The 13,976-nt window shown below is 40.1% G+C and carries 12 protein-coding genes; 2 read left to right on the top strand and 10 right to left on the bottom strand.

Translation table 11 applies throughout. The annotated features are described in order from the left end of the window. Positions 1 to 13: 13 nt before the first annotated feature. The 4 genes from AC0VX1_RS10275 to AC0VX1_RS10260 form a co-directional block, all read right to left on the bottom strand. A complete protein-coding gene (locus AC0VX1_RS10275; RefSeq protein WP_475471062.1) occupies positions 14 to 844 on the bottom strand; it encodes a GNAT family N-acetyltransferase in 831 nt (276 codons plus the stop codon). A gap of 145 nt (positions 845 to 989) precedes the next feature. Beyond that, on the bottom strand, positions 990 to 2,474 hold the full coding sequence (locus AC0VX1_RS10270) for an amino acid permease (protein WP_475471060.1): 1,485 nt from the start codon (positions 2,472 to 2,474) through the stop codon (positions 990 to 992). 36 nt (positions 2,475 to 2,510) lie between these two features. Beyond that, positions 2,511 to 3,641, bottom strand: a complete 1,131-nt coding sequence (locus AC0VX1_RS10265; RefSeq protein WP_475471057.1) for an amidohydrolase — start codon at positions 3,639 to 3,641, stop codon at positions 2,511 to 2,513. 46 nt (positions 3,642 to 3,687) lie between these two features. After that, positions 3,688 to 4,545, bottom strand: a complete 858-nt coding sequence (locus AC0VX1_RS10260; protein WP_413011248.1) for a MurR/RpiR family transcriptional regulator — start codon at positions 4,543 to 4,545, stop codon at positions 3,688 to 3,690. A gap of 1,262 nt (positions 4,546 to 5,807) precedes the next feature. Here AC0VX1_RS10260 and AC0VX1_RS10255 point away from each other — a divergent pair. Further along, entirely contained in the window at positions 5,808 to 6,224 is a 417-nt protein-coding gene (locus AC0VX1_RS10255) for a PaaI family thioesterase (RefSeq protein ID WP_034312878.1), read from the top strand. A gap of 153 nt (positions 6,225 to 6,377) precedes the next feature. Here AC0VX1_RS10255 and AC0VX1_RS10250 read toward each other — a convergent pair whose 3' ends face one another. The 6 genes from AC0VX1_RS10250 to AC0VX1_RS10225 all read right to left on the bottom strand — a co-directional run bounded on the left by AC0VX1_RS10250 (position 6,378) and on the right by AC0VX1_RS10225 (position 12,732). Then, positions 6,378 to 6,953: a hypothetical protein gene (locus tag AC0VX1_RS10250; protein ID WP_475471054.1), complete on the bottom strand. Its 576-nt coding sequence runs from the start codon at positions 6,951 to 6,953 to the stop codon at positions 6,378 to 6,380. Positions 6,954 to 7,514: 561 nt separating this feature from the next. Continuing rightward, entirely contained in the window at positions 7,515 to 8,429 is a 915-nt protein-coding gene (rbsK, locus tag AC0VX1_RS10245) for a ribokinase (protein WP_440438342.1), read from the bottom strand. A 13-nt stretch (positions 8,430 to 8,442) separates the two neighbouring features. Beyond that, positions 8,443 to 9,456, bottom strand: a complete 1,014-nt coding sequence (locus AC0VX1_RS10240; protein ID WP_440438343.1) for an aldose 1-epimerase family protein — start codon at positions 9,454 to 9,456, stop codon at positions 8,443 to 8,445. Positions 9,457 to 9,534: 78 nt separating this feature from the next. After that, on the bottom strand, positions 9,535 to 10,881 hold the full coding sequence (gene fucP / locus AC0VX1_RS10235; RefSeq protein WP_475471052.1) for an L-fucose:H+ symporter permease: 1,347 nt from the start codon (positions 10,879 to 10,881) through the stop codon (positions 9,535 to 9,537). A gap of 60 nt (positions 10,882 to 10,941) precedes the next feature. Further along, on the bottom strand, positions 10,942 to 11,607 hold the full coding sequence (gene deoC / locus AC0VX1_RS10230) for a deoxyribose-phosphate aldolase (protein ID WP_475471051.1): 666 nt from the start codon (positions 11,605 to 11,607) through the stop codon (positions 10,942 to 10,944). A 102-nt stretch (positions 11,608 to 11,709) separates the two neighbouring features. Next, entirely contained in the window at positions 11,710 to 12,732 is a 1,023-nt protein-coding gene (locus tag AC0VX1_RS10225) for a LacI family DNA-binding transcriptional regulator (protein ID WP_475471050.1), read from the bottom strand. Between the two features lie 422 nt (positions 12,733 to 13,154). Here AC0VX1_RS10225 and AC0VX1_RS10220 point away from each other — a divergent pair, with 422 nt between their 5' ends. Then, the gene (locus AC0VX1_RS10220; RefSeq protein WP_475471048.1) at positions 13,155 to 13,919 is read left to right on the top strand and encodes a hypothetical protein; all 765 of its coding nucleotides are present in this window, start codon (positions 13,155 to 13,157) and stop codon (positions 13,917 to 13,919) included. Positions 13,920 to 13,976: the final 57 nt, after the last annotated feature.

Raw genomic sequence — 13,976 nt, 5'->3', positions numbered from 1 at the left:
ATACTCTTCTAGTTCATTTCCTTGATAGCATATAAAACTGAACGGGAATTTCCGTCATGGAATTCTTCATAAAACCTGTTACCCGCCATCCTTGCTGAAATAATCCGGTAAATATGTCCCTGGTTTTCATCCGCCACTCATTGGCCGCTTGAATATTTGTGACTCTTATTGTTCGGAAGTCCTTTGGAAGGGCAACAAAAGCTGTTTCACATTCTTGTTCAGGCAGCGGGCGAGTGAACGATGGAACTGGCAATCCCTTTTCAATGGTATCCCATTGAATAAGCGAGTTTTCCATCACAAAGTCCAGCGGCATTTCCTGTCCGCTAGAATCCGTTGTCTCTTTTTTATCAATATGCCATTCGACAAGAAAGCGGTCAGAAGGAATTCCGCTGTTTAAAAGATCTTCCATTTCACCATAGCAGTTTGCGATATATGTGGAGCATACCCCACCGAGCTTGGCTATATTTAAATACCCATTAACACTTTCCAAAGGATCGTACGTCCAGGTAATAAGGGAATAGCCGAGCTTTAGCGCTTCCTCACGTTGTGCTAACTTTAACTTCTCGCCTATACCTTTGTTGCGAAATTGCTCATCTATGCCTAGTATATGTGAACAAAGATAGGCTGATTGCCCATTGAATCCCGGAAAACTGTATTGAAATCCAATCAGCTTTCCTTCCCAATAAGCTCCTATAACCAAACCGCCATTTTTCACGGCTGTTAAGGTTTGGTGTGCAGGGATTGAGTCGGTTTCTCCCCAAATGCTGGACTCTAGCTTTCTTACTTCCTCTAGCTCTTCAATTCGATGAAGAGAACGTATTACAATTTCATGTGTATTCGTCATGGTAAACCTCCCTGGTATAGCACAAGTGCCCTTATTGACAACATAAGATGACAAGGCAATCCACATCTGACTGCATGTCTAACGAGGCACTGGAGCTATCATGTAAATGGTCTTTCTAATACTTTCCTGCTTTTTACAAAAGAGGTTATTCCGCTTTACTGAAATCGGCCTCTTGCAATGGAGTCATTTTTGTTCTCTTTACGATTTTATAACCTAGAAAAGCCAGGAAAAATAAAGGAAGCCCGATATAGGAAATCAAAATTCCATACCAATCAATATCAGGACCGAAAAATGCAGAGTAATTTTGTCCCAGGATTGCCGTAACACATAAAAGTGTGGCTAATATCGGACCGAATGGATACCATTTTGATACATAAGGCAAATCTTTCAAATCTCTACCTTGTGCAATATATGCCTTCCGGAAACGATAATGTGTAATCGAAATTCCTAACCAGGATAAAAAACCGGATAATCCTGCAGCATTCAATAACCAATTGTAAATCGTGCCTTCACCGAAAAGAGAGGTCAGGAAAGCTGCCATCCCAACGATGGTAGAAAAGTACACAGCGTTCACTGGAATGCCGCCTGAATTCACTTTTTTTAGAAACGAAGGGGCTTTTCCTTCTTTCGCCAGCACCCAAAGCACGCGAGAAGCTCCGTACATGGCCGAATTGCCTGCAGAAAGAACGGAAGTAAGAATGACCGCATTCATAACGGAGGCAGCGATGGCAAGCCCAGCGTTTTGAAAAACTAGAGTGAAGGGACTTACCGCAATATCTTCAATATCCGAGCTTAACAAACGCGGATCATTATAGCTTATTAAAAATCCAATCACAATTATCGCCAATACATAAAACAAGAGAAGTCTCCAGAAGATTTGCTTAATGGCCTTTGGTATATTTTTTCTCGGGTTTTCACTCTCGCCAGCCGCAATTCCTACTAACTCGGTACCTTGAAAGGCAAATCCTACCACCATAAAGACACTTATAATAGATAAAAAGCCTCCTTTAAACGGTGCCTCTCCTTTGGTGATATTTTCAAAACCTACGGCATCCCCTCCAATGATTCCTACAATCATTAATAAACCTACTGCTATAAAAATGATAATCGTCAAAACCTTGATAATGGCAAACCAGAATTCTGATTCACCATATCCTTTTACCGATAAAATATTAAGGCCAAATATGACTGCAAGAAATAATGCGCTCCAAATGATGCCCGGAACAGAAGGAAGCCAATATTTCATTATCAGGGAGGAAGCTGCTAATTCCAGTGCGACTACGATTGCATTGTTATACCAATAGTTCCACCCAATCGCAAATCCCAATGCAGGATCGACAAACCTTGATGTATAGGTACTAAAAGAGCCTGTAATAGGAATAAGGGCAGCCATTTCGGCTAAGCTTGTCATCAGAAAGTAAACCATGATCCCGGCAATAATATAGGCAGCCACAGCTCCTCCAGGACCCGCAGTATGAATAATGGAACCGCTTGCTAAAAATAGCCCCGTTCCAATGGTGCCGCCGATTGCAATCATCGAAAGATGCCTTGGTTTGAGTTTTCGCTCCAGTTGTTTTTCATCAGCAGCTGTATGGTCCCCGGTTTGTGATGTTTGTGCGGTATTTTCCATAAAACACCCCTTCATTAATTTTTTAAGTGAAAAATTTTACTCTTCTGCCGCCATCATGACTGTGTTAATTAAAATTTTCGTTCCATAAATAAGTGCTTGTAAATTAAACTTGATATCCGGATGGTGCAGACCAGGCGTTAGATCGCAGCCTAACCCTATCATAGTTGCAGTTATATCAGGATTTTCGGCTGTATAAAAATGAAAATCCTCTCCTCCTTGAGAAACACAGACCGGAACAACATTTTCCGCCCCAAGGATATCTACAATTGCGGCCTCAGCCAGCTTTATCGCCTTTTCATTCAAGGTCGCAGCTGGGACAAATTCTTCCGCAGACCAGGAGATCGATGTTTCAGTTTGTTCCATTGTCTGTTCAAAAGCTTCCTTTGTTAAGCGATTCAGTTCATTCATTACATCATTTGACTGTGCTCTGGCATCAATAGCAAAGACAGCTGTTTCCGGGATAACGTTTGATGCTTTATTGTTTGTTTCAAATTGAGTCATTTTGATGGAATAAGGAATTTCGGTTTCCAGATTAATCTGCTGTAATTTTTGGACAAGCAAAGCTGCTGCCTCGATTACATTTATTCCATCTTGCGGACGGGATGCATGAGCCTGAAGGCCTTTGATTGTACCCCTTATTGTTTCGGCCGATCCATGGACAATGACGGGGGAAGCCTTCATATAAGGAACCTCCGTACTTGGTCTTACATGTACCCCGAATAAATATGTAACATTCTCCATCGCGCCATCATTGATCATTTGAAGAGCGCCTTCCCCTTTCTCTTCTGCAGGCTGAAATATAAATCGGAGAGTGTGCTTAGGCCGGATTCCGCTGGAGGCGATGGCCAATGCTGTATATAAAACCATTGTGCTATGTGCGTCGTGTCCACATGAATGATTTGCCTTTACAACTCCATCTACTTCCTGAACAAGCGCATCCATATCAGCCCTTAATGCCACAACCTTTTTTGAAATGCCTGGAATCTCGGCAATGATTCCATAATGGCCCTGAAATGTTTTTACGGTGATGCCCGCTTCCCTAATACATTTTAAAATATAGCAAGACGTTCTTTCTTCCTGCCAACTTGGCTCAGCTAAAGAATGCAAATCATGGTAGGACTTTATCAATGATTCTTGATGCAAATCAATATATTGAATCGGGTTCATAATGTTGCATCTCCTCCTTTACATGAATTCTAACTTTATTAAAAACTCATTCATTAAACACTTCATAACTTGAATATAGCCTTTCTAATTTTTGCTGATGGGTATAAATCCGTTTTGCGTCTTTTTGATGTATGCCTGCAATAACCAAGTCCAACAAGCTAATAACGGAAGCGATTGAATTGGTTCCGGTTTCTGCGTTTTCTTCAGTTGTCAGAGAAATATCAGAGATGCGTCCAACAGGTGACAGAAGGCGGTCTGTAACTGAAATTAAACAAACTCCTTGTTCTTTGGCACACTCAGCAACTTTTAATGTTTCATTCGCATATCTGGGAAAGGAAAAAACAACTAATGCAGACTTGTTAGTGAGATTACAAAACTTTTCATAGAAGTCACCTGTAGGTGAACATAAACTTACATTTTCCCTTAATGAACTTAGCGTATAGGAGAACCAATAGGCGGCAGCATGGGAAATCCGATGCCCTGCAATCAATATTTGATCAGCCTGGATCAGAACATCGACTGCTTTCCATATGTCCTGAACGTTCGTATGATCTAATAGATGTCTTAAAATATGAACTTCGTTTTCTATCACTTTTGTAAAGGGATCTTGCTTGTCATCAATGTGGAGAATGGAATCAGTATTCGATAAGTCTATTTGATTTTGGTGCAGCAGCTGTTTTTGAATCCTCGACTGCATTTTACTAAACCCTTCAAATCCCAATGAATAGGAAAACCGAATGACCGTTGTTTCACTAACCTCCGCTTCCCTACCAATTTGAAATGCCGTTTTAAAGGCGGCTTCATCCAAATTTTCAATCAGATAAGCGGCAACTTTTTTTTGACCTGCCGATAGATGGTCAAATTTTTCTTTTACTAATAATTTAAATGGAAGATGTTCCACCATATCACTCCTTTCTGATGAATTAAATACTTCTTTTTAAAATTATGACGAAGGAAATACTTCTTTGTTTTATACACTATCACAATTTAATTAGAAAAAGAAGAAGTTTTTGATTTTTTTGACAATTATCAACTTCGAACTTTCCTACAGTTTTTTATAAAATAATATTCCAGTTGATTTCAGAAATCCGCGCCCTTTCCGCCGACTGCCTGCCAAGCCTCCTCGACGCAAGCGTCTGTGGGGTCTAGGCTAGACAGTATTTCGGCAGGAGTGCCGCAATTTTCTTCCATCCAATGAGGATTACTCTGAAAAACTTAAAGTATAAACTAGTCTAAAACTTGGTTCCGAATAGAGCAGCCTACAGTTTTTTCTTTTAAAACACAAAGTTGATTGGAGCGGGTGTACGAGACTCCTGCGGGAAAAGCGTGGCATGGGAGACCCCGCAGGCGCGCCGAGGAGGCTCCCGCCCGCCCGCGGAAAGCGAGTGCCTGAAGTGGAAATCAACGTTCCCATTTTATAAACCCACAAAAAAAGACTGTCGGTAAACAAAAATTTTCTAGTTTGTAGGCAAAAGGATTCTGTCTAAATAAAACAAAGTTGATTGGAACGGGTGTGCGAGACTACTGCGGGAAAAACGTGTCTAGGGGAGACCCCGCGGGCGGCAGCCGAGGAAGCTCCCCAGACCGCCCGCGGAAAGTGAGTGCCTGGGGTGGAAATCAAGTCCACCACCAAATTACATTTCTTGGTTCAGGGTGTGACCATTCCGAGCTACTTTTTATACAAAAGGGTTTCACATCTGAATTTTTAATAAAAGTTGATTGGAACGGAGGGTACGAGACTCCTGCGGGAAAAACGTGTCTAGGGGAGACCCCGCAGGCGGAAGCCGAGGAGGCTCACCAGACCGCCTGCGGAAAGCGAGTCCCTGGAGTGGAAATCTAATCCACCACCAAATTACATTTCTCGGTTCGGGGTGTGACCATTCCGAGCTACTTTTTATACAAAAGGGTTCATCTGAATTTTAATAAAAGGTGATTGAAACGAAAGGTACGAGACTCCTGCGGGAAAAACGTGTCCAAGGGAGACCCCGCAGGCGGAAGCCGAGGAGGCTCTCCAGACCGCCCGCGGAAAGCGAGTGCCCGGAGTGGAAATCTAATCCACCACTTCGGGTCTCTAATTACTTTATTTGTAAAATCAATAACTTCATTGACACTAAGATATATGTTAGAATATTCTGTAGTTTCAACTTATTCAAGGGGGGCATTTTAATGGGGGAACCATCTAAAGGAAACGAGCTTTTACAAGTTATTACAGAGGGGAAACAACCTCCGAATTGTGATCTAACGTTACAGATTGAAGCAAATTATGCCCAGGATGGAATTGCGAGAGGTGTATGGAAAGTAGATGAAAAGTTTATTAACGGAATTGGTGTAGCAATGGGTGGATTTGTCACTTCTGCAGCAGATATTATGATGGCTTATGCGATATCATCTAAATTAAGCATCGGACAATCCTTCGCATCCATTGATTTACATACTACCTTTCATCGACCAGTAAGATTAGGAGACGTACAAGTTGAAGCAAAAGTAGACCGAATCGGAAAAAAAACAGCTTATGTACTTGCAGATTTATTTCAAAATGATAAAAAAGTGGCTAGCGTTGTGTCATCAGTTATGATCCTTTAAACCATAAAAAAAGCATGTTGCACAAAAAAACCCTTCGTAACATGCTTCTTTCATTTAGACTATTCGATAAAATCAAGAGAGCACAAGATTCACCGCTTCGCCTAATCACCTCATTGTAAATCAATTTTATATTTTCTTTGGATAGACACCTCATCAAACAAGCCATCGCAGCACGGGGCTTTTGAGATCCATGGTGAATAGACCGTAATCAATGACGACCATCTCATCATTCTCGTTATATCCGACATTATCTAAACGCAAATCTATTGGGATAATACCGTGCCTCAGGAATTTTAATTCCAACTTGAACAGTTTCGTATATTCCTTGATTGCAAATGGCACTTTCGTGTCCACCTTCTTCATGATTATCCAGCCCGTCCCATACTCCTTAACTGGACATAAATACTTTTTGACTTTCTCATTACAGTTATTGTATATATAGGCTTCATTTGCATTGCTTATTAGTCCTACTTGTGACAATGCAATTTTTAAAATATAGCCATTATTTAAATCATAGACCACCCGGTTAAAACCATGCCCGATTATTTTATACTTGAACTTGAGCGTTTTTCTGGCGGTAGATACTAATTGTCCAGCGGTTATATATATTTGGAATATCCCTATTTGAGATATCCAGGACTCAATGGCTTTTATCTCTTGCATGGACAGCATTGCACTTTTATTTGGCTGATGTAACCTTTCCTTACCATTGTTAATTGGCCACAACATTCCCTAAACGTCTCCTTTTTTTAAAATTTGTTACTAGAGAGATGGGTTTCCAGTGAGCTGTTATAATAAATACTTAGAAGATACGATAATAAGTAAAAGATAGTGTTTTGAATTTTTTCTGAAAACAAACCAATATTACACATTTATCATTCATAATAAAGGATCTAACCAGTTTCTTACGAATCTCTCTTCGTAACAAGATATGATATTTATGAAAAATGGCTTGTACAATTACTGAGAAATTAACATTCAACAAGAATGCCCTGGTATCCCAATGTGTCCAACTCTTCCCATCCGTTGATTCACCTTCCTATACCTTAAGAAAGAGCAGCTGAATTATAGTAAAGTCCGTTTTCCTTTAACAAAAGATATGAAAAGACAGATGACAAATAGTTTGCCATCTGTCCAGCTATACTTTACTAATTTTTTTAAAAGTGCGTATGAAGATCAACTAAAAAACTTAACCATCCTCTTTATACTTCAATCCTAAAGCTGTGAGTTCACACAAGGGTTATGTTCGGCTTACAAAAGCGCATTTTTGATCACATACATTAATTTATCTCACTTATTCAAAAACTCTTCTAATTCTTCAGAAGTTGGATAAGAAGACTGTGTACCACGTTTAGTGACACTTAAAGCAGCATATGCTGTAGCCATTTTTATAGCATGAAGTACTTCGCCATTTTTTACAAAGAAATGTGCAAAGCATCCTATAAATGCATCTCCAGCTCCACTAGTATCCTTCGCAGTTACTTTAGGTGAATCGACAGTTTGAGTTTTTTCATTTGTTACCCACATGACGCCCTTGCTTCCCATTGTCACAATGACATTTTTTACCCCTTTTTTAATTAACCCGGACGCCGCTTCTCTAATTTGGGCCTCAGAGGCCACAGGCATTCCTGTTAAAATCTCCAATTCGCTCTCATTCGGAATAAAAAAGTCGCTTTTGCACACATAATCAAAATCAAGTTCTTTTGATGCCGGTGCAGGATTCAAAATGACCGGAATGCCATGCTCATAACCAAATTCAATTGCACGGTAAACGGTTGGAAGCGGGATTTCCAGCTGAAGGACAATTAACGAGGCTGTCTTAAGTTTATCAGTTGCTCGCTCCACGTCTGCCGGCTTCAGGTGTTGGTTTGCTCCCTTAATAATCAGGATGCGATTTTTTGATTCTTGATCGACAAAAATCGGTGCAACACCGCTTGATATGCCGCTGACTTTATTGGTAAACTCAGTATCTATTCCGTGGCTTTCGAGGTTTTGAATGGTGTTATCGGCAAAGAGATCATCGCCAACCTTTGTTACCAACATAACTTTTGAGCCCATTTTGGCAGCTGCCACTGCCTGATTTGCTCCTTTCCCCCCACATCCAATCTTAAAGTCAGGCGCCTCAAGTGTTTCTCCTTCTTTCGGCATCTTATCAATGTATGAGATCAAATCAACCATGTTAGATCCAATTACTGCTATATCCATTTCCTTTTCCCCCTTATTTCTTCCCGGTTATAATCGTGAAAGACCTCTCTTCTCCTACTCCGAGCTTAATCAATGTTCCAGCTTTTTCTGCAGCGTTGAAGCCTTCTGGACGGCATGTTGCAGGCAGCACGAATGATGCAACTTGCTGATTTGCATTATGTAATACCCACCTTGTGGCATAATTCAATTCCGCTGTTGAAAAACTTGTAAAGAAAGTAACTCCATCGGGAGAAGCCATTTCAAACTCAACTTCTTCCTGATATAAATTCAGCTCATCCCCAAAAAATACGATCTCTGGATCATACATTTCCGGATTGTTTAATACTGTGAGCGATTCTTCGCCATTTAGCAGCTTCTTATTATAAACCAACCATTTTTCTGTCGGCTTTACATGGCCTGGAATCGATTCTCTAAGCTTGAAAACACCGTCTGGAATGTTCTGCTTCATAACGGCATTTTCTAAATATGAATAGTTAGTGTGGCACATATACTGAAGTGGCATTTCTGCCCCCGATAAATTTTTTACATTCATGCTCATTTTAATAAAACCTTTTTCTTTGAACATTTCAACACTCGGAGTGGCAAGATAATGGTGACCGAACCCTTTGACATACTCTGTCTGACCAATTACTTTTATACCAATATCCGTAACTTCAATCCAAGCTCTATCCATCTCGGCACATGGCATTTCTCCATGCATTTCATGGTCATCATTCGATCCCGGACAGCCATTGCTGATTAATCCAGAATGAAAGGCAAAACATCCATATGTATCTAAGATCCTCTCAACCTTTTTAGGTTGAGAGAACATGCTCTTCATTTTAAGATCTACACCGTCAAATTCCAAATCCCAAATCATCTGACCCATATATGGGAGGACAACCATTCTTCCTCGTGAATTTGTTAGCTCAATCGCTTCAATACCTGATGGATAGCGGAATAAGTTTACACCGAATTCATTGTTTGTAAAAAAGACTGTTTTGTTCTCCTTAAAATAGTCCCGTTGCAGTTCAATTGTTCCCATCATGCTTTCCATCCCTTTCCTAGTTATATCCAAAAAGGACAGCAAAGTTTAACTGTCCTGGTCAGATGACAATTTTCTAAATTAGACTGATTCCACTGGCTTTTCTGAAGGCTGGACCGATGCACTTTGCTTTTTCATTTCACCGAAGAAATAGCAACCGACGTAGATAAAGCATGCCATCGATACAAGAAATGCTAATTGCATGGAACCGAAGAAATCAGATACAAACCCTTGAACTGCAGGGATGACCGCTCCGCCTACAATAGCCATGACAAGGATTGCTCCTGCCGTTTCTGTATATTTCTTCTCTTTTATAACTTCAAGTGTTTCAGCATAAATCGTCGCCCAGCATGGTCCAAACAGCATGCTGACAGCAACTGCAGCGTACACTGCCGTCATGTTTGGAACAAAAGCCACATACGCAAGAAGAGCAGAACCAATGATGGAGTAGCTAATCAATACCTTAGATGGAGAAAAACGGGTCATCAAGAAATTGGCTATGAACTTACCTACAAAGAAAGCACTAAAGCTATATACCATAAAGGTTGAAGCTGTACGCTCGTTGATGTCAGGATTTAAATCGAGCGCAAGCCGAATGGTAAATGACCAAACCGTTACTTGCATACCGACGTATAAAAATTGTGCAGCAATTCCGTTCCGGAAGCGTTTGTTTCCACCTAAGTATTTCAGTGTTTCTATGATTCCAGGTGTTTTCCCTGTAACTTTGCTGCTATTCACTTCCGGCTTACAGGACGGGAACTTAGTGAAAATAAACAGTACAAGTATACCGATAAGGACAAAAATCATATATCTGTAGGGTTCTAGAGTATTTTCAAGCATTTTCAATCCAAAAGCCTGTGCCTCCGCAGGAGACATAGTCGCCAATTGCGCCTCAAGACTTGCTCCTTTCTGGAAAACAAGGTATTTCCCAAGTAAAATTCCTGAAATCGCACCAATTGGATAAAATGTTTGGCTAATATTCAATCGAAGAATAGCATACTTGCGCGGGCCAATCATGGAACTATATGTATTTGCAGCTGTCTCAAGAAAACCTAAGCCAATTGCGATGGAAAAAATAGCAAATAAAAACATTGTATAGGTAGCCATATGCGAAGCTGGGTAAAACAATGAGCATCCCACAATATAGAAAAGCAAGCCTGTAATTATAGCAAGCTTATAATTAGTTTTCTTTATTACCATTGAAGCAGGTATAGCTATCAGAAAATATCCTCCATAAAAAGCACTCTGTACTAAAGCACTCGCAAAATCACTTAACTCAAACACATGTTTGAACTGTGCAATCAAAATATCGTTCAAACTGGCAGCTACCGCCCATAAAGGAAAAAGCAAAGACAACAGGATAAACTGAAAAAAAGGTGTACGATTCAAATAACCATCTGGTAGCTGAATTATGTTTTGTTTTTTCATTATCTAACATCCCCTTGTGTCTATAGTTTTTTTAAGCGCTTATGCAATTCTTAATCAGAATCAGTATCCATCCAATACTGCTTCACCTTTCATAATCCTCACGCCCGAGCTTGCACCGACACGAGTAGCGCCAGCCTCAGCCATCGACTTCAAATCTTTTAAATCACGAATTCCCCCGGATGCCTTTACACCAGCCTTATCCTTAACAATACTATGCATTAATGCAACATCCTCTACCGTTGCTCCCCCTGTTGAGAATCCAGTAGATGTTTTCACAAAATCGGCGCCTGCACGAAGTGAAATTTCGCAAGCAAGAACCTTCTCTTCTTCAGTAAGCAATGATGTTTCGATGATCACTTTGACAAGTGCCCTTGTTTTAACAGCATCAACCACTGCACGAATGTCAGCTTCAACCTCCTCATATTCGCCTGATTTCAATAAACCAATCGCTATGACCATATCCACTTCTTCGGCGCCATTTTGAATAGCATTCTCTGATTCAATCACTTTTACTGCAGTCGTTGACGCTCCTAGAGGAAAACCAATGACTGTACATACCTTCACATCGCTTCCTTTTAGCTTCTCTGCTGCCGTTTTCACCCAGACTGGGTTTACACAAACGGAAGCAAAGCCATATTCTCTAGCTTCTTCACAAAGATTCACTATCTGTTCTTTTGTTGCCTCAGCCTTTAAAAAGGTATGGTCAATCATTTTTGCAGTACTCATTTTAATCTCTCCTCTTTCTCTAGTTAAAATAAAACGCTTTCAATATATAAAAAGGTATCGGGCAACCAGATGGGTTAAACTCCTAGTCCCCTTTTCATATAATCAGAATGTATGATCCACTGACCGGCAAGAATCCCTGATTTTAAGCTCTGGAGACAATAGATACTCCCGCTTCGGAAGCTCTCCTTTGAAACAAATCCGCTCATGCAAAAGCATAAAGGCAATCTCTCCTATAGCATTCATTGGCCTTGCAACTACACTAAGTTTCGGGCTCAAAAATGTCGCTATATCCACATCATCAAAACCTATAAATGACACCTCGCGGCCAAGCCTCCAGTTTAAATCGGCCAGCGCTTTCATACAGCCGATAGTCATCATATTGTTGGAAGAAAAAATAGCAGTTGGCCTATCATCAAGCTCAAACAGCTTTTCAGTACACTGATAGCCACTTTGCTCTCCGAAATCTCCATTAATGACATATCGTTCATCCAATTCAATGTTGTAGTCATCTAGGGCATGTTTATAGCCCAAGAACCGTTCTAGCCCAGGGGTCGTGTTCTGTGGACCGCATATAATCGCTATCTTTTCATGCCCCTGAAGAATCAATTGCTGGACAGCCTGATAGGCCCCCTTCTTGTTATCAACAAGAACAGTATCCACTTCAAATTTTTTGATGCTTCGATCAACTGCTACTACAGGAATTTCCTGTTCTTCAAGCAGTTTTAGGTGCTCACCATCTTCATTGGCCGTAGTGATAATCACACCATCCACACCTCGCTCAATAAAATTTCTCACAATCTCTTCCTCGATTTTTGGGGATTCATTTGTACTGCTTAAAATAGTAAAGTATTCTTTTTCACGAGCTTTTTGTTCAATCCCTGCCATAACAAGCGGAAAGAACGGGTTCATAATATCAGGTACAATGACCCCGATTGTATTCGTTTCTTTTCGCTTCATTATCCTTGCTGCAGCACTGCGAATATAGCCCAGTTCCTCAATGGCCTTTAGAATACGCTCTTCCGTTACTTTCCGAACGCCTCCTTGGTTATTAATGACCCGGGATACAGTTGCAATAGAAACGTTTGCAAGGTTTGCAACATCCTGAATATTTGGCTTTGACTCCATCCTTTAACACCTCAAAATGTAAACGTTTAGATTTTTTTTAAAAAAATGTGTATAAAACAAGTAAAAATCATAAAATTAATTATATTTAAAATGTAAACGTTTAGATTATTCTTGAAATTAGATTACCAGGTTGTTTGTGTAATAGCAAGTTTTTTTGTATGCGGTTACATGGAATTTTAGTCACTTGGATGATTTACTTTCACGTCTTTTTTACCTTTTCTAGGTTACTTCCTTTTTCCGCTTAGCCCCTTAACTTTCATTCTTTTTTTATTGTTATAATGGGTTAAGTTAATCCGCACAAGATGGACCTTAGGGCACTCCCCTTTCCTTCTTTTGCAAAAAAAATGGTATATTATTCTTTGACATCAATGGTTTAAGACAAGGAGTGATGAAGTATTCGTAAAAGTTGGATCATTTCAGCAATGGTTGGATTATTGCTTATTTGTTTAAGTGTGATTGCCTTAAATTATTTCAAGAGCGAAAAAACTGAAAATGGGGAAAATGCGGAAGCCAAGGAATCCAAAATTCCTGAGGTTGATGAATATGGCGGGATCCATCTTGAAAAAGTCGGGGATAAGGTTCGCCAAAAAAATTGGGGAACCTTCAGATTACTAGAAACGAAGTCTATTAATGAGGCTTTTGAATTGGCACCGATGGTCATCACAGTCAAGGATATCCGCAGGATTCAATTATCTTCACTCACAGATGAAGCAAAAGAGGAACTCAAGTCCTATACGGGATTGAGTTTTGAAGAGGCCTATTCGATATATTATAAAGAGAATTTATCCATGGAGGAAATCGATCAACGGGCGGCGTTGTCTAAAACGGATATCGATGAAGAGGTTTCTTATCTAGAGATAACTTATTCTGTTGAAAATAAAGATTCGAAGGAACTTCAGTTCTTCAGCATGGAAAATGTTACTTTCAATGATGATCTTACATATGATGTGCCTTCTAAAAATTTCATCCATTCCGGGGATACTTTTATGGGGACAAAAAAAGTAAGTCGATCAGATTACCAACCAGGAGAATTGAGAAAAGGCACAATTGGTTTATTGGTTGATCCAGAGGTAAAATTAGATCGGCTCGATTCCTTTTCATTCACTACCGATGATATAGCGGATGGTGAGTCCCATGAATTATTGGTGGATGGGACTTCATTTGAAATTCCCCTAAAAGGAAAGTAGATTTATCGTCTATAAACCCTAAATAAAGGTTTCCCTTATTTAGGGTTTCATCTGAGC

The organism is Peribacillus sp. QJM3NY_7, from assembly GCF_056173225.1.
The sequence above is the reverse complement of the archived record's forward strand: the minus strand, read 5'-3'. Positions and strand labels throughout refer to the sequence as shown.